The organism is Blautia sp. 210820-DFI.6.14 (assembly GCF_020558815.1).
GTDB lineage: Bacteria > Bacillota > Clostridia > Lachnospirales > Lachnospiraceae > Blautia_A > Blautia_A obeum.
Genome location: NZ_JAJCKS010000005.1, coordinates 152,189 through 169,879 on the forward strand (window position 1 = coordinate 152,189; position 17,691 = coordinate 169,879).

Here is a 17,691-nt window from a genome sequence, read left to right on the forward strand (position 1 = left end):
GCAGTAATAAAAAGGAGTGTGGGCTTTATGAAGTTACAGAAATATCAGAAATGTTCAAAAGTAACCCGTGGACTGAGAAAAGCAGAATTTGTACTGAAAAATGCCCGTATTGTGAATGTTTTTACCAGAGAGATCCTGGAAGGTGATATTGCGATTCAGGATGGAATGATCGTTGGAATCGGAAACTACCAGGGTGAAGAAGAAACAGATCTGGGCGGCAGGTATGTCTGTCCGGGATTTATAGACAGTCATCTGCATCTGGAATCTACACTTGTGACTCCGGCAGAGCTGGTAACAGTGGCGTCCAGGCATGGAACGACAACGTTTATCGTAGATCCACATGAATCGGCCAATGTGTCCGGATTAAAGGGCATTGATTATATTTTGAATCAGACAGAAGACGTGGATGCCAATGTTTTTGTTATGATGCCATCCTGTGTTCCGGCAACTGCGATCGACGATAATGGATGCACGCTTACTGCACAGGATATGGAACCTTATCTTTCAAAAAAAAGAATTCTCGGACTGGGTGAAGTCATGGACTACATATCAGTTGTAAAGGGTGATGAAGCCATGCACCAGAAACTGGAACTGTTCAGGGATAAAGTCAGGGATGGACATGCACCATTTCTTTCTGATATGGATCTGCAGGCATATGCGATGGCCGGAATTGCTACAGATCATGAATGTTCAGATTTTGCATATGCGATGAAAGAGCGTCGAAATGGCATGATCGTACATATTCGTGAAGGGAGTGCTGCAAGAAATCTGAAAGCAATTGTGAATGGAATCGTAGAGAATCAGATGAATGGAGAGGGATTCTGCTTCTGTACAGATGATAAACATATCGAAGATATTGAAAAAGAAGGTCATATCGACCATAATGTACGTAAGGCTATCGGACTCGGAATGAATCCGATAGATGCAATCTGTATGGCAACCATCAATTCTGCAAAATGTTATGGATTAACACATCTTGGGGCGATTGCACCTGGATATCAGGCAGATCTGCTTGTTGTGGATAATCTTGAAAAGATGACGATCCAGGATGTTTACTATAAGGGCAGAAAAATTGATCAGGATGGAGAGATCATTGTAAAAGAATGTCCATCAGAACTGAAAAATACAGTTCATGTTGGAGAATTCTCAAAGGAAGACTTGCGGCTGGAATCTCCGGATGGTATATTCAATGTAGTCGGAATGCAGGAAGGTGAAATTACAACTGTCCGTAAAAATGTACAGATACTTCATGAAATGGGAGTGTTCACCGCAGATGAACAGTATCAGAAGATTGCGGTGGTTGAAAGGCACAAAGCAACTGGAAAAACAGGTGTCGGTGTTGTGAGTGGATTTGGTATTCAGGGTGGTGCAATTGCGTCAAGTGTATCCCATGATTCTCACAATATCATTGTAATTGGTGACAATGATGAAGATATGTATCTTGCTGTACAGGAACTGATCCGTACGCAGGGCGGTTATACACTGGTTGCAGATCATCATGTATATGATACACTGGAACTTCCGGTAATGGGACTGATGAGTGATGCAGGTTTTCAGTACAGTCATAGAAAACTGGAACGAATGATCCACAAGGCACACGAGATGGGTGTGCCGGATGCTATGGCGCCATTTATCACTCTGTCCTTTATGGCTCTGCCGGTCATTCCAGAGATACGCGTTACTCCACGGGGAATCTATAATGTGTGCAGCGGTGAGTTTTATCAGAATTAAAGACAGATAAGTGATTATAGATTCATGGTAATCATTGCAACAATACAAACAATAAAAGAGGAGCAGCAGTTTATTATGCCAGTATTTGATTTCAGCAACAGCAAAACAGAAAAGAAAGATCCGGAATGTACTTATACGACGTTCCAGTCGAATGAAAAAGTACCGTCACCGGAGAAACCGATCCTGATCATTGATAATAAAAGTCGTCAGTGGAAGCATCATTCCTGTGGTGTCTTTTCCAATCCAAACCAGAAATCTTCTTTTGAATTCAAAGAACAGGACGGTGTTTTCCCGGCAGATATTCTCAAAATTGATGCACGTTTTGTGAGCCTCGTAAAATGGCTGGGCGAAAACCATATTAGTGTACGATTATCTGGACAGAATACAGAAGATGGATATGCAATCTATAAGATTCGTGAAACTGCGTTTGGGGGAGCCGGAAAACTTTCAGCAGAAGATGGATTCCTGCAGTTTATGATCGAACGTCTTCTGGCAAGTAATGCACCGACAGAGCTTCTGGATGGAGATGAGGAAGATGAAGACGGCGATGATATGAAGCTGACCAGTATTCAGAGCATCACGGATTTTATGACCTGTGCAGGAAGGACCATGCCGGATAATATCCGTCTCTGGGCAAGAAGAAACCTTGCTGTTGCGAAATCTCATGAGGTGTCGCAGGAAGAACGCAGACATGCACAGAGAGCACTGTCCATTATGATGAATATTCAGTGGAAAAATAACTATTTTGAATCCATTGATCCAGTAGAGGCGCGCCGTATTCTGGATGAAGAACTCTATGGAATGGAAAAAGTAAAACAGAGAATCATTGAGACGATCATTCAGATTAACCGTACGCATACACTTCCGGCATACGGGCTGCTTCTGGTTGGTCCGGCAGGAACCGGCAAATCCCAGATTGCTTATGCAGTTGCACGTATCCTGAAACTTCCGTGGACAACATTGGATATGAGTTCCATTAATGATCCGGAGCAGCTTACCGGAAGTTCCCGTGTCTATGCCAATGCAAAGCCTGGAATCATTATGGAAGCATTTTCCATGGCAGGCGAGTCCAATCTTGTATTTATTATCAATGAGCTAGATAAGGCAACCAATGGCAAGGGAAATGGCAATCCGGCGGATGTACTTCTGACACTCCTTGATAACCTTGGATTTACAGATAACTATATGGAATGTATGGTTCCGACTGTCGGTGTTTATCCGATTGCGACAGCCAACGACAAAGCACAGATCAGTGCTCCGTTAATGTCCCGCTTTGCGGTCATTGAACTTCCGGATTACACAGCAGAAGAAAAGAAAGTTATTTTCTCCAAATTTGCACTTCCGAAAGTATTAAAACGCATGAGCCTCAAAGAAGAAGAGTGCGTAGTGGCTCCGGATGGACTTGATGCAGTGATCGATCAGTTTGCTGATACGACCGGTATCCGTGATCTGGAACAGGCGGCAGAACACATTGCTGCAAATGCTCTGTATCAGATTGAAGTAAATCATGTATCTTCTGTGATTTTTGACGCGGATATGGTGAAGAAGTTATTTGAATAAAATCGGTAAATACTTATTTCATACACAGTAACTAAAATTTTACTCCGGAATGTAAAAATATACTTGCATTCCGGAGTCCTTTTTGTTATACTACAAAAAGTTTCATAAGTAGATTTTTATGAAATGTTTTATAAATTTCATAACTGGTTCGAAACCCTCCCAGTATAAAAAACTAGGTCATGCAGGTATCTTCCGATCGTCGATACCTTTTTCTGTGGAGGATTTTTATAAAAATCACCTGGAAGAAGGAAAGGTTGGAAGTTTTTTTATGCGCAAAATTATTATAGACTGTGATCCGGGAATTGACGATGCACTTGCGATCATGCTTGCTGCAAATTCTCCGGAACTTGATATTCTGGCAATCACAACAGTATCAGGTAATGTGCCATCTGATATGGGGGCGGCTAATGCACGAAAGGTTCTGAAGCAGCTTGGCAGAATGGATATTCCAATCTATATTGGAGAAGAAGTTCCGCTCCGGGAAGAATATATTGATGCGAGGGATACCCATGGGATGGATGGACTTGGAGAAAGCTTTTTTCCGGAAGTGGAAGGTGAATATGAGAAGAAGAATGCAGTTGATTTTCTGACAGAACTTCTGGAGAGAGAAAAAATATCCATTATCGCACTTGGCCCGATGACGAATCTGGCAAAAGTATTTTCGAGAAAGCCGGAACTGATCGCTAATGTAGAAGAGATGGTATCCATGGGAGGAAGTTTCAAGAGTCATGGAAATTGTTCGCCGGTAGCTGAGTATAATTACTGGTGTGATCCGGATGCAGCTGCCGTTGTGTATGATCTTTTGGCAAAGGCAGGAAGCAAGATTCATATGATTGGACTGGATGTAACGCGTGAAATTGTCCTGACACCGAACAGGCTGGAATATATGTGCCGCTTGGATCCGGAGATGGGAGAATTTATTCGTAAGATCACAGGATTTTATATGGATTTTCACTGGGAACAGGAGGGAATTATTGGTTGCGTGATCAATGATCCACTGGCAGTGGCATATTTTATTGACCGATCCATGTGCGATGGATTTGATAGCTTTACAGTCGTTGCAACTGACGGAGTTTGTCGTGGTCAGACTGTTGTAGATTCTATGAACTTCTGGAAAAAAGAACCGAATAGCAGGATTCTTACAGAAACAGATTCTGAAAGATTTTTTGCATTCTTTATGGAACGTGTACTCAGAAAAAATGATGGAAGCAGATGGAAGAAGGATGAATTTAAACTTCTGCATGAGCTGTAGAGAGGTGACAGAATGAAGATAACAATGAAAAGAAACAAAAAAGATTATTCAGAAAACAAGATCAATGTTTACCAGATCTGTCTGGTGGCACTGGCAGTAGGAATCAATATTGTCGGGGGACAGATTGCACTCTTTATGAAACTGCCGGTTTATCTGGACAGCATTGGAACTATTCTGACAGGTGCAGTTCTGGGACCGTGGTTTGGTATGCTGCCGAACCTGATCAGTGGAATTTTTATGGGTATGACAGTGGATATCTATTCGTTATATTTTGCACCTGTGGGTATGATCACAGGTATCATGAGTGGACTTGTTTTTCGTAAGTTATCCGTAAAGAAAGTAAAAGTGCTGTTTGCTGCAGTACTGATCACTGTACCGGGAACGATTGTAAGTTCTGTGATCAATGCAGTATTATTTGGAGGTGTGACCTCATCAGGATCTTCGATTCTGGTCCAGCTTCTTTCCAGAACACCGCTTGGACTGACCGGAAGTATCTTTGCAGTACAGTTTCTGACGGATTATCTGGACAGATGCATTTCTGTATTTGCGGTAAGTGTATTTGTGACGATGCTCGGTGGAGAATTGCGACAGAGACTGACGGGGAATGTGCATAACAGAGCAATATAAAAGAAAAGAGGAGTAATCACACGAAAATTGTGTGAGATACTCCTCTTTTTTGCATCGCTTAAGAAAGAATTGTCGATTTGCGATGCAGTATTCCTTTTATAATATGAATCAGCAGAAGCTCTTGAGCCAGTTGACCAGAGAATCGTGCCATATATTGTCGTAAACTGTTTTCTTCATCTGATCGGTGACGGGACCGTTGTTTGCCATCTTTGCGAGGATGCCAGCCTGGAGCTCTTCGATGGACATGTCTTCCGGAGCTTTGTTCGGATCGAAATTGACAGGCTCCTTTTCAGTAGAGGCAGGAGTTCTATCGGTGTCTTCTTTTGTACTTGCAGCTTCCGGTACAGAGGAAGCAGAGGCTGTTTTGGTTTCTGCAGAGCCTTCGTTTTTGACTTCTTCCTGAGTAACAGGTGTTTCTTCAACGATAGAGTCCTTGTTTTCAGAAAATGTTTCAGGAACAGATGTTTCTTCTGATGGCACCCAGATCTCACCGCTGTTTGCACCCACGCGTACATTGATGTGTCCACCTTCTACAGAAACTTTCTGCCCGGTCAGTGTGCCAATATATTCAACAGCATTTCCGGCAGGAAGATTCATCCAGGCATCGTTGTCGTCATTGTTGACAGTCACAATCACACGCACGCTGTCCAGATCACGTGCAAATGCAAACTGACGATTGGTAAGCTGCAGTTCTGTGTAGCTTCCATAGCTCAGAGCAGGTGTATTCTGTCTGATCTTACCAAGAGCTGCAATGAGAGCAGTGCAAGGATTATCACTGAGGGCAGATTCGTAATCTTCAAGATTAAGTGCCGGCCTCAGACTGTCATCGGAAGAGCGTTCTTTATGTCCTTCGATCCCAAACTCAGAACCATAATAAATACTTGGAACGCCCGGAAGGGTATAGAGCAGAATATGAACCGGAGTAAAGTGCGCCTTATTGGATAGCTTTGTATAGATTCTTTCTACATCGTGGTTATCAACGAAATTATAAAGATCCAGATTTCCCATATTCTGGAGATATTTTACCGTATGGGCGATCTCGAAATAGTTGTGATCATTATGTCCGCTATAAAGTGCTTTGTGCAGAGCATAGTTTGTAACACTGTGCAGAGTCTCTCCATTTACCCAGCGACTGTAATCTCCATGAATTACTTCGCCCATCAGCCAGAAATCCGGTTTGACTTCTTCTGCAGTACGGCGGAGCGCACGCATGAAATCAAAATCCAGTACATCGGCAGCATCCAGGCGGATTCCATCTACATCAAACTCAGAAACCCAGTAACGGATCACATCACAGATATAATCCTGAACTTCTGGATTTCTCTGGTTTAATTTGACAAGCAGATTGTATCCACCCCAGTTATCATAGGAAAATCCATCGTTGTATTCATTGTTTCCCCAGAAATTTACATTACAATACCAGTTCAGATATCTGGAATTTTCACGATTCTGCTGAATATCTTTGAATGCAAAGAAATCGCGTCCGGTATGATTGAATACACCATCAAAAATTACTTTGATTTTTTTGTCATGACAGGCTTTTACAAAAGCAGTCAGATCTTTGTTTGTTCCAAGACGGGAGTCCAGTTTCTTGTAATCTGTTGTCTCATAGCCATGGCCGACACTTTCGAAGAGCGGTCCGATATACAGGGCTGTGCATCCGATTTCTTTGATATGGCCGATCCATGGAAGAAGAGTGTTCAGGCGATGTACCGGTTCTGTGTACTCATTCTGTTTGGGAGCACCGGTAAGGCCAAGTGGATAAATGTGATAAAAAATAGCTTCGTTATACCAACTCATGTTTCATCATCTCGTTTCGTAGTAGTTTGGGGGATAGATATAAAGCGTTTAGATAAAAGTATGGGGCTGTCGTTAAACGGCAGCCCCTTGGGTTTTGCTATTTGTTATGAAATTATAACTGAGGACCAGCAGCAACAAGTGCTTTACCAGCTTCATTTCCTTCATATTTAGCAAAGTTCTTGATGAATCTTGCAGCAAGATCTTTAGCTTTTTCTTCCCACTGAGCAGCGTCTGCATATGTGTCACGTGGGTCAAGAATTCCTGTGTCAACACCTGTCAGTTCTGTTGGAACTTCGAAGTTGAAGTAAGGAATTGTCTTAGTAGGAGCGTTGTTGATATCTCCGTTAAGGATAGCATCGATGATACCACGAGTATCTTTGATGGAGATACGTTTGCCTGTTCCGTTCCATCCTGTATTAACGAGGTAAGCTTTTGCTCCGCTCTTTTCCATTTTCTTAACAAGTTCTTCTGCATATTTTGTTGGATGCAGTTCCAGGAATGCCTGGCCAAAACAAGCTGAGAATGTAGGTGTAGGCTCTGTGATTCCACGCTCTGTACCAGCAAGTTTTGCTGTAAATCCAGACAGGAAGTAATACTGTGTCTGAGCTTCTGTCAGGATAGATACTGGCGGAAGTACACCAAATGCATCTGCGGACAGGAAGATAACGTTTTTAGCTGCCGGTGCAGAAGAAATCGGGCGAACGATTTTTTCGATGTGGTCGATCGGGTAGGAAACACGTGTGTTTTCTGTAACGCTCTTATCAGCGAAATCAATCTTTCCGTTTGCATCAACAGTTACGTTCTCAAGAAGAGCGTTACGTTTGATTGCATTGTAGATGTCTGGCTCAGATTCTTTGTCAAGGTTGATAACTTTAGCGTAGCATCCACCTTCGAAGTTGAATACGCCGTTGTCATCCCAGCCGTGTTCGTCATCACCGATCAGGAGACGTTTCGGGTCTGTGGAAAGAGTTGTTTTACCTGTTCCGGAAAGTCCGAAGAAGATTGCTGTGTTTTCTCCGTTGAGGTCTGTGTTAGCGGAGCAGTGCATAGCTGCGATACCTTTCAGTGGCAGGAAGTAGTTCATCATAGAGAACATACCTTTCTTCATTTCTCCACCGTACCATGTGTTAATGATAACCTGTTCTTTGGATGTAATGTTGAACATTACAGCTGTCTCAGAGTTCAGACCAAGTTCTTTGTAGTTTTCAACTTTTGCTTTAGAAGCATTGTATACAACGAAATCTGGCTCAAATGTTTCAAGCTCTTCAGCTGTTGGCTGGATGAACATGTTTGTAACAAAATGTGCCTGCCAAGCAACTTCAACGATGAAACGGATAGCCATACGAGTATCAGCATTAGCACCGCAGAATGCGTCAACTACGAAAAGTTTCTTATTGGAAAGTTCTTTTTTTGCAATTTCTTTACAAGCATCCCAAGCTTCCTGTGTTGCAGGATGGTTGTCATTCTTGTATTCATCAGAAGTCCACCAAACTGTATCTTTGGAGTTCTCATCCATAACGATGAATTTATCTTTAGGAGAACGTCCTGTGTAGATACCTGTCATAACATTAACAGCGCCAAGTTCTGTTTCCTGGCCTACTTCAAATCCTTCAAGACCTGCTTTGGTCTCTTCCTCGAATAATACTTCGTAAGAAGGATTGTACACAATTTCAGTTGTTCCTGTGATGCCATACTTAGTTAAATCGATTTTTGCCATCTTACATTTACCTCTCTTCTTTAATAGGGCCATCTATATGCTGGCTTCTTTAACCTCTAAGAAGTGGAACATTCCAACTTCTCATAGAGTTAATTATACATAATTCATCAATAAAAGCAATAAAAAAACAGTGAAATTTTTAAAAAATGATAATAATTTAACAGTTATGAAGGAGAAATGACAAAGCCTACTTATTAATATAGAAGAAAAGAAAAAAATAATCTACAGGATCACAGCTTCCTGTAGATTATTATGAAATAAATGATTTCTGCGATAGATGTGATGATCCATGAGAAGAGATACAGAAGGAATAATGCCGGAATTGTATGAATCCAGGCAAAAATGGTGTAGATCCAGACAATACGGAAAACACAGGATCCCAGAATGATAATGATCGTAGGAATGACGGTTTTTCCAAGACCGCGGGATGCTGCAATTGTGCAGTCCATAAAAGCGGACACACAATATGAAAAGGCCATGATCTTAATTCTCTGCATGCCGGCATCAATAACCGCTGCGTCTGTGGCGAACAGAGACATGAACTGATGACCAAAAATAAAGAGCAGAAGACCAAGGATCAAGCCTGTTGTAAATGAATAAAACAGACTGATGAAATAGCTTTTGAGCACACGCTTTTTGTTTCTGGCACCGTAGTTCTGACTCATAAAGCTGGAACATCCGGTATAGAACGCATACATGACATTAAAAATCAGTGTGTCAGCGTTTGTAGCCGCAGTACTTCCGGAAACCATGACAGTATCGAAAGAATTAACACCGGTCTGTACAAACAGATTGGCAATTGCGAAAATTGCATTCTGGATTCCGGCCGGGATACCAAGCATCAGAATAGAAATGGCGGCGTGTCTGTGAAATCTGATGTCTTTTAAAGAAACACGGCATTCATCTTTGCGACGGAGCAGGTGAATCAGAATCAGTCCGGCAGAAACATATTGCGCAATTGCTGTGGCAGTCGCAACACCGGCTGCTGCCATGTGAAGTACGATAACAAAAAATAAATTCAGAATGACGTTCAAAACACCGGCAATCGCCAGATAATAAAGTGGACGTTTTGTTTCGCCACGGGCACTTAAGACACCATTACCAAAGTTGTATATTCCCATGGCCGGAAGCCCGATCGCATAAATCTTCAGATACAGAGATGCCTGTCCGATCAGATCATCTTTTGTATGCAAAAGCATGAGCATGCGCCCGGAAAAGAAGAAACAGACGGCTCCGATCAGGAGCCCCATCATCATACACAAAAGAAGTGCTGTGTGGACTGTTTCCACGGTATCTTTGTGCTTTCCGGCACCAAGTGCGTGGGCAACACGGACATTGACTCCACTTCCCATACCAATCAGAAATCCGACAAACAATGTGACGAGCAAAGTGGTAGATCCCACGGCACCAAGTGCCTTGTAATCTGCAAAACGCCCAACAACAGCGACATCACTTAAATTGAAGAGAACTTCCAGAAGCTGCGAGCACATCAGCGGAATACTGAATAAAATAATATTTTTCCATAAAGAACCCGTTACCATTTCAATGGAACGGGCCTTTTTTTGCGTATTTTCAGACATAATAAAACCTCAATAATACATTATATTTTCTTCATCCTGTTATAGAATACGTCAGCGTGAAAGGTTTGTAAAGAGAAAGATAGGTAAAAAATATTGACGCAATGGTATAGCTTATTTTACAATAAAAGGTAAAATAATTTGATATTTTGCAGATTCAGTCTGCATGAATTTAGAAAGGAAATGACATAATGCCAGCAGTAAGTATTGATTTAAATATGGTTCGAGTAACCAATGATGAATTTGTAAAAAAAGCAGAGGCATGTACGCCAAAACTTATCGAGACAGTGGTACGTCCTGTTGCTATAGTAGATATTGTAAAAACAGAAGAGATTTTTCCGGAAGTCCATAAGAGAGATGAGATTGAGAATCTTTCTTCCTGTCATCTTGCAAAAGGGGATAAAATCTGCCTGGATTTCGGAGATCATCAGGTAGGCTATGTGACTCTGAAACTGAATTCCGTAGGAAGTCCGCAGGATTCACCGGCGTTTTTCAGACTGAAATTCGGTGAGATCGCAAAAGAAATGACAGAGGATTCCGCAGATTATAATGGATGGATCAGTCGTGGCTGGATTCAGGAAGAATTTATCCATATCGATGTACTTCCGGCGGAACTGAAACTCCCAAGAAGATATGCGTTCCGCTATATGGAAATCGAGGCAATCGATACTTCTCTGAAATGGCAGATGGTAGTAGAAGATGTGTACTGCACCAGTGTTTCTGCTGTTCGCATGGAGGATGTGAAACCGGTAGAGAGTGATGACGAAATAATCCGTAAACTGGACAGGGTCAGCCTTCGTACCCTGCACAACTGCATGCAGTCCGTATTTGAGGATGGACCGAAGAGAGACCGCCGTCTGTGGCTCGGAGACTTAAGACTTCAGGCACTTGCAAACTATGAAACATTCCATAACATGGATCTCGTAAAACGATGCCTGTACCTGTTTGCAGGGCAGACAAAAGACAATGGTCAGGTAAGTGCATGCCTGTTTACAGAGCCGAAATTCATCGTAGATGATACCTTTCTTCTGGACTATTCCATGTTCTTTGGTGCAACACTTCTAGATTATTATGAAGCATCCGGCGATAAAGATACTCTGCAGGATTTAAGTGAATGTGCATATCGCCAGATTGAGATCGCAGGCGAGCAGTTTGACGAAAAAAATCTTATGAAAAACGGTGAAGGTTTCTGGGGATTCATCGACTGGACCGAAGGCCTGAACAAACAGACAGCTATGCAGGGTGTTTATATCTACTGCGCAAAGAAAGTGCAGAAAATCGCAGAAATCCTTGGTGATACAGAAAAAGCAGAAGAGCTTAAAAAAGAAGCAGAAGAAAAGACTGCAGCAGTCAGAAAATATCTTTTGGATGAGAAAACAGGCCTGTTTGTAAGTGGCGAAGAAAAACAGATCAACTACGCAAGTCAGGTATGGCTGATCCTTGCAGGTGCAGTCAGCATTGAAGAAGGCAGAGCAATGCTTGATAAGCTGGATGAGCTGAAACCGGAAAAAGCAATGGTCTCTCCATACATGAACCATCATTATGTAGAAGCACTTTTGATGTGCGGCAAAAAAGACCAGGCAATGGATTATATGAAATATTACTGGGGCGGCATGATCAATCACGGTGCGGATACTTTCTGGGAGCTCTACAATCCGGAAAATCCGGCAGAGTCTCCATATGGAAGCAGTATCGTAAACAGTTACTGCCATGCATGGAGCTGTACACCAACGTACCTTCTGAGAAAATATTTCCTTAAATAATAAGATGATATGAGTGACAGAGATTACACAGAATTATATGCATCCTTACAAAAAGAAACTACGATTCTGACTGCGCAGATCCGGGCATTATACCGTGAACTGGATAAGAAATTTCATCTTCGCGGGGCACAGATTCCAATCACTTTTGGATTTGAAACAGATGCACTGGGATCCTATACAAGAACCGGACATCATGAAAAAGAACACTTCCATTTTTCTCTGCTTTTTGTGGGATATGGAGTAAAAAATCCCCTGAGTAAAGAAGACCGTATGGACCTTTATAAACATGAGTATGCCCATTATATGGAACATCATATTGTAATCCCAAGGGAATATCAGTGGCAGCCGGGACTTCATGGAAGTGCCTGGAAATATTGTTGTTCCCTGGTCGGAGCGGCGCCGACACCATACTACAAAGCTGGCGAAGCGTTGATGAAACATGACTATGAAAAGAAACTCAAAAATCCGATTCATGATAAGACAGTGGCGATACGGGATACCTACCGAAGGCAGCAGGAACACAAAAGCAGTCAGGCAAGTATCGTTCAGTATACGGTCGGGGAGCAGGTACAGCATCCCAAGTTTGGAGAAGGCTGTATAGAAAAAATCGAGCAGGCGACAGGATCTGTGACCCTGCATATTCGATTTGGAAATGAAATAAAAGTGATCGATCAGAAGTGGCTTTTGAGAACGAAATATCAGAAGAAAGAATAGGACGTGGGCAAAAAATGAGCCGTTTAATCTTTCATATAGATGTCAACAGTGCGTTTCTTTCATGGGAGTCAGCACGAAGAGTGAAGCAGGGACTGTCAGATTTAAGAGATATTCCTGCATGTATTGGCGGTGATCCGAAGAAGCGTACAGGAATTGTTGTGGCAAAGTCCATACCGGCAAAAAAATATGGGATCACGACAGGTGAACCGGTGGCAATGGCACTTCGGAAATGTCCGGAGCTCGTCATTGTAAAAAGTGATTTTGAACTGTATATCAAATGTTCCAGGGCATTTAAAGAAATCTGCGCGTCGTATGCACCGGTGATGGAATCCTTTTCTATAGATGAAGTTTTTCTGGATATGACAGGCACTTCATTGATTTATCCAGACCCGATAAAAACAGCACATGAGATAAAAGATAAGATACGGGACGAACTGGGATTTACAGTTAATGTAGGAATTTCTACAAACAAATTGCTGGCCAAAATGGCATCCGATTTTGAGAAACCGGACAAGGTACATACACTTTTTCCAGAGGAAATCCCGACTAAGATGTGGCCGTTATCGGTGCGTGATCTGTTGTTTCTGGGAAAAGCTTTTGAGAAAAAACTGACAGAGGCCGGAATTCGCACGATTGGTGATATGGCACATGTAAGTGAGTCAGAAATACAGGCATTATTAGGGAATAAAGCCGGACATCAGCTGCATCAATACGCGCTTGGAATCGATGAATCACCAGTCAAAGCAAAGCCTGAAGAAGCCAAGGGCTTCAGTGTAGAAACAACGTTTAATGATGATATTGTCTCAGTAGAGCAGGTACTTCCGATTCTTTTGGAGCAATGTGATGTGGTCACCACCAGAATGCGCCGAAAAGGAAAAAAATGTACTTCTGTATCAGTAACTTTCCGTACGCTTGATTTCAAAAATAAGTCGCACCAGACAACACTTTCCAATGCAACGGATATGACAGATGAAATCTTCAGGAACGCGAAAAAACTCTTTACAGAATCCTGGAAAGGCGAACCGCTCCGACTGATCGGAGTAGCACTTACAAACCTTACAGACGAGAGCTTCGAGCAATTATCACTTTTTGAAGATAATGAAAAGAAAGAACGTCACCGAAAACTGGACGCAACTATGGACGAAATCCGACAGAAATTCGGCAACGACAAGATCACACGTGCAAGCATTATGAACAGCAATTCCGGAATCGCGCGGAAAGCACGCGCGCAGATGAAAAATGAACTCGAGATAAGTTGCGGAAAACAGGCAGAGAAAGGCAAAGATAATGGAAGAAATATTTGACATCATAGATACACAGGGAAATCCGACCGGCGAGACTGTAACCCGCGAGAAAGCGCATGCGGAAGGCATTCCACACAGGACGGCACATATATGGATCATACGGGAGAAATATGGAAGAACAGAAGTGCTGCTTCAGAAGCGTTCCATGAATAAAGACTCTTTTCCGGGAAAATTTGACACTTCGTCGGCGGGACACATCCAGGCAGGCGATGAACCACTGGAATCAGCACTTCGCGAGTTAGGAGAGGAACTTGGAATACAAGCCACACCGGAGCAGCTTGTATTCGCCGGAACATTCCCGATTTCGTTTGCAAAAGAATTTCATGGCAAAATGTTTCGAGATGAAGAACTGGCTTTTGTATATATCTATGATCAACCGGTAGATATCGCGGATCTGGTTCTGCAGAAAGAAGAAGTCGAGGCCGTGGAATGGTTTGCCCTGGAAGAAACCTATGCAGAGTGCCAGAAGAGCAGAGAGAAGTTCTGCGTACCAAGTGGCGGACTGGAGATTGTACGGGAGTTTATGACGGAGAAGAGAGGCTAGAAATGGAAATCAGTTTATTGTTAATGGAAGAAATCGCGAAGTTGTTTGCAATCATGCTTATGGGATATGCAGTCGTAAAGGCAGGACTTATGAAATCCTCAGAGAGCAAAAGTGTATCTGTGATCATGGTATACCTGGTCATTCCGCTGGTGCAGGAACTTCTCGGACAGGAGTACGTTATTTATTCAAGTGCATACATTGCAGTACAGCTTATATTAATCTGGACACACTGCAAAAATATGCTCTGCGAAGAAGATAAACTGGAATGGAAAAAGGTGCTTCTGAATGTAAATATCATATCCATTATAGTAGGCGTAGTACTGTTTATTGGCAGAATCCAGCTGCCATCCGGTGTACAGGATGTCATGAATATGATGAATAATATGATCGGCCCAATTGGCATGCTGCTGGCTGGGATGGTCATCGCAGAAGTACCGCTTAAAACTGTTTTTAACCGAAAAAGAAACTATGTTTCTACAGCTTTAAGACTTATTGTATATCCGATATTTGTATTGTTCCTGATGAAAATAATCTGTGCATTTATCGGAATAATGGATGCAAAACAGATTCTCCTGACCGTGTATCTGGCATCTGTAACACCTGCCTGTGCGACTGTCACCTCCATGGCACAGCTCTACGATAAAGATGCGGCATACGCCAGTTCACTGTATGTTCTGACGACGCTGTTGTCAATCGTGACCATGCCCGTGATGGTGGGATCGTATGAGATGATGGCGTAGAAAGAATGAATAAGAAAGTTTTTGAAAAGACACTGGCTGGGAGGCTGGTGTCTTTTTTTGTGCACGTTTTTTGTGATGACTGTGCTTAGTTTAATACTTGAAACATATGAATGGGATACATTAAAGGATTATGCAAAGAAATATGAGAATGACCGAGATTCAGGTACAAGATCCCTGATTTCTGGAATTAATCGAAATTATTTTGAACCTTATGTGATGGAATTGGTTTTTGAATTCACAGTGAATGCAAATACAATGATTGAACGTCAGATACGCCGAATGGGAAGCATTCAGGATGATGTAGAGGAAACAATGGCCGGAGAGCTTTACGCAGATGGCTATATTGCAACATCGCAAATTGGAGATTTTGCATTGCTTCATCGTTTAAAAGGTGCAGTCAACAATCTTGTTATGGGAAAGGCTGCTTCACAGGGACTGGATCAATGGCTTTTTGACATTAATAAAGCAAGAACGCCACAGGAAATCAAGAAAATAAGTACATGGCAGAATTCAGATATCAACGAAAAACAAAAAGAAGCGGTAGAAAAAATATTGTCTGTTCCGGATGTATGTTTAATTCAGGGGCCTCCCGGAACAGGGAAAACAACTGTTATTGCAGAGGCAATTTATCAATTGGTTATACGAAATAAGCGTGTTTTAGTTGCATCTCAAGCTAATTTGGCAGTTGATAATGCGTTGGAGCGATTGATTTCTAATCCTAAGATACGTGCAATCAGACTTGGAAGTGCAAAAAAGATCGATTCATCGGTAAGCAATATCACAGAGGGAAATGTGTTTGTAGTATCTGGAATTTTAAATGCGTTTAAAAATTTATTGACTTATAGGGATGAGTTAATGTTTGGCAAAGATACTTTTTTATGTCTAAAAATCAATGATTATTTCGAAATATATGAATGGAAAAAACAAAAATTTATTAGAGTAGATAAAGTAAGTGAATATTTGTCTGCAAATTATCGAGATCTTAAAACTTATTCAGTTTATTAGAAGTGGATGTATAAATTTTAGCATAAGCACTGAACAGAAAAAAACGCTCTATTTTTTTGGCATCCTTTTTGTATTTGGAATCTCATGGAAGAGAAGTATCAATAAAAAATGAAATTCATTATTATTCATGTGCGGTGGAATTTCGTTAAGTAGCAAGCTAGAATACTCAAAAGTTTATTATTTAGTAAATCGACAGAGAAGGGGGCAATCTATGTGTTTTTACCACCATTTTTTGAATCAAAGAAATTCAAAATAATATACGCAGTGACCATGGGATTATTATTGCTGATGATTGTGAGCTTGAAGATATATGATAGTTTCTGTGAAATGCCGGGGTGTTGGAATCTAAAAGATGCGGGAACACAGTACTGTTGGGATCATATTAATAGTATTTATGAAAACAGCAAAAAGAAATCTTCAGGCAGTTCCAATGGTGAAAGAATTTATAACAGTTTTGAGCTTTTTAACCAATCACAAAAATATCATTATACACCAAAGAGGAGAAATACTCCTACACCTGTACCAAGAAAATATAATGGTAATTCCTATTCTTCCTGGAAGAGTGATTCGTATGATGTCAGTAACTATGATGACCCGGATGATTTTGCCGATGATTGGGCTGATGAATTTGGAGACGGAGATTATGATGGTGGATACGATGATGCGTATGACTACTGGGAAGAAAACGGAAATTAGGTAAGAGAAGGGACTGTATGAAAATGAAAATCAGAAAAAATATATTAAAAATTGTTGCCACAGGGATTGCAACTGGTCTTGCTTTTTCCGTTTCATGCTGGAGCGTGGCTGCTTCAGATTCAACAAATGAAGCAAAAGCAGAGGAAACGCAGGAATATGATGCTTTGCAAAAGATATTTCTGGAAATTAATAAAGAAACAACAGAAGATAAGCTTCTTAAACTAATAGAAGAACACAGTGTGGAATATACAGCAGAAGAATATAATGGTACACCGAAAAGCAGGAATTATAATATTGCATTTGATTCAGATGTTGTGCTTCAAAAATATGCAGAATCAGGTGATTCTCTGGAGGTATCTTTTAATAAGGAAGATGGCACAATTTTATATGCAGAGTATTTTAATGAAGCATCGTTCAGAAATGCTTTGTATTACAATTATGGAACATATTGGGATTTTCGAGAGGATGAGCTGGATAATACGTACACAGGATATTACTATTACAAACCGGGTGATACAAAAGGCGGCATAACAATGAAATATGATAATGGTAACAGCAAAGAAACTGGATATCACAGTGTTTCCAGAGGAGAAGAGGCGCTAACACTGTAGGTTTGTCAAACATATGTTACACCCCGATCAATAAATTCCCTCAGAACAGT

The 17,691-nt window shown here is 41.5% G+C and carries 15 protein-coding genes and 1 riboswitch; of the genes, 12 read left to right on the top strand and 3 right to left on the bottom strand.

Features of this window, described 5'->3' with window-relative positions:
- Window positions 1-27: 27 nt before the first annotated feature.
- The 4 genes from ade to LI112_RS06545 all read left to right on the top strand — a co-directional run bounded on the left by ade (window position 28) and on the right by LI112_RS06545 (window position 5,170).
- A complete protein-coding gene (gene ade, locus LI112_RS06530) occupies window positions 28-1,731 on the top strand; it encodes an adenine deaminase (RefSeq protein ID WP_227190376.1) in 1,704 nt (567 codons plus the stop codon).
- A 75-nt stretch (window positions 1,732-1,806) separates the two neighbouring features.
- Complete coding sequence (locus LI112_RS06535; RefSeq protein ID WP_227190377.1) at window positions 1,807-3,291, top strand: AAA family ATPase; 1,485 nt, start codon at window positions 1,807-1,809, stop codon at window positions 3,289-3,291.
- A gap of 137 nt (window positions 3,292-3,428) precedes the next feature.
- Window positions 3,429-3,473, top strand: a riboswitch (PreQ1 riboswitch).
- A gap of 86 nt (window positions 3,474-3,559) precedes the next feature.
- Entirely contained in the window at window positions 3,560-4,543 is a 984-nt protein-coding gene (locus LI112_RS06540) for a nucleoside hydrolase (RefSeq protein ID WP_227190378.1), read from the top strand.
- Between the two features lie 12 nt (window positions 4,544-4,555).
- A complete protein-coding gene (locus tag LI112_RS06545; protein ID WP_005426881.1) occupies window positions 4,556-5,170 on the top strand; it encodes an ECF transporter S component in 615 nt (204 codons plus the stop codon).
- Between the two features lie 108 nt (window positions 5,171-5,278).
- Here LI112_RS06545 and LI112_RS06550 read toward each other — a convergent pair whose 3' ends face one another.
- The 3 genes from LI112_RS06550 to LI112_RS06560 form a co-directional block, all read right to left on the bottom strand.
- Complete coding sequence (locus LI112_RS06550; RefSeq protein WP_227190379.1) at window positions 5,279-6,970, bottom strand: alpha-amylase family glycosyl hydrolase; 1,692 nt, start codon at window positions 6,968-6,970, stop codon at window positions 5,279-5,281.
- 112 nt (window positions 6,971-7,082) lie between these two features.
- On the bottom strand, window positions 7,083-8,687 hold the full coding sequence (gene pckA / locus LI112_RS06555; protein ID WP_118013013.1) for a phosphoenolpyruvate carboxykinase (ATP): 1,605 nt from the start codon (window positions 8,685-8,687) through the stop codon (window positions 7,083-7,085).
- A 230-nt stretch (window positions 8,688-8,917) separates the two neighbouring features.
- Window positions 8,918-10,267, bottom strand: coding sequence for an MATE family efflux transporter (locus LI112_RS06560; RefSeq protein WP_005426875.1), 1,350 nt, complete (start codon window positions 10,265-10,267; stop codon window positions 8,918-8,920).
- Window positions 10,268-10,455: 188 nt separating this feature from the next.
- On the opposite strand from LI112_RS06560, the gene LI112_RS06565 reads away from it, so the two are divergent.
- The 8 genes from LI112_RS06565 (at window position 10,456) to LI112_RS06600 (ending at window position 17,641) form a co-directional block, all read left to right on the top strand.
- Window positions 10,456-12,027, top strand: coding sequence for a cellobiose phosphorylase (locus LI112_RS06565; protein WP_227190380.1), 1,572 nt, complete (start codon window positions 10,456-10,458; stop codon window positions 12,025-12,027).
- 9 nt (window positions 12,028-12,036) lie between these two features.
- Window positions 12,037-12,741, top strand: coding sequence for a hypothetical protein (locus tag LI112_RS06570; protein ID WP_005426871.1), 705 nt, complete (start codon window positions 12,037-12,039; stop codon window positions 12,739-12,741).
- A gap of 14 nt (window positions 12,742-12,755) precedes the next feature.
- The gene (locus LI112_RS06575; protein ID WP_005426870.1) at window positions 12,756-14,045 is read left to right on the top strand and encodes a DNA polymerase IV; all 1,290 of its coding nucleotides are present in this window, start codon (window positions 12,756-12,758) and stop codon (window positions 14,043-14,045) included.
- Window positions 14,029-14,589 (top strand): NUDIX domain-containing protein, encoded by a 561-nt coding sequence (locus LI112_RS06580; RefSeq protein WP_005426869.1) that lies wholly within the window; start codon window positions 14,029-14,031, stop codon window positions 14,587-14,589. Before LI112_RS06575 ends, LI112_RS06580 begins: the two co-directional genes overlap by 17 nt.
- A 2-nt stretch (window positions 14,590-14,591) precedes the next feature.
- Window positions 14,592-15,329 (top strand): AEC family transporter, encoded by a 738-nt coding sequence (locus LI112_RS06585; RefSeq protein ID WP_227190381.1) that lies wholly within the window; start codon window positions 14,592-14,594, stop codon window positions 15,327-15,329.
- A 57-nt stretch (window positions 15,330-15,386) separates the two neighbouring features.
- Window positions 15,387-16,334, top strand: a complete 948-nt coding sequence (locus LI112_RS06590) for an AAA domain-containing protein (protein WP_207658418.1) — start codon at window positions 15,387-15,389, stop codon at window positions 16,332-16,334.
- Window positions 16,335-16,547: 213 nt separating this feature from the next.
- The gene (locus LI112_RS06595) at window positions 16,548-17,030 is read left to right on the top strand and encodes a hypothetical protein (RefSeq protein ID WP_005426863.1); all 483 of its coding nucleotides are present in this window, start codon (window positions 16,548-16,550) and stop codon (window positions 17,028-17,030) included.
- 17 nt (window positions 17,031-17,047) lie between these two features.
- Window positions 17,048-17,641 (top strand): hypothetical protein, encoded by a 594-nt coding sequence (locus tag LI112_RS06600; protein ID WP_227190382.1) that lies wholly within the window; start codon window positions 17,048-17,050, stop codon window positions 17,639-17,641.
- The last annotated feature ends 50 nt before the right edge of the window (window positions 17,642-17,691 follow it).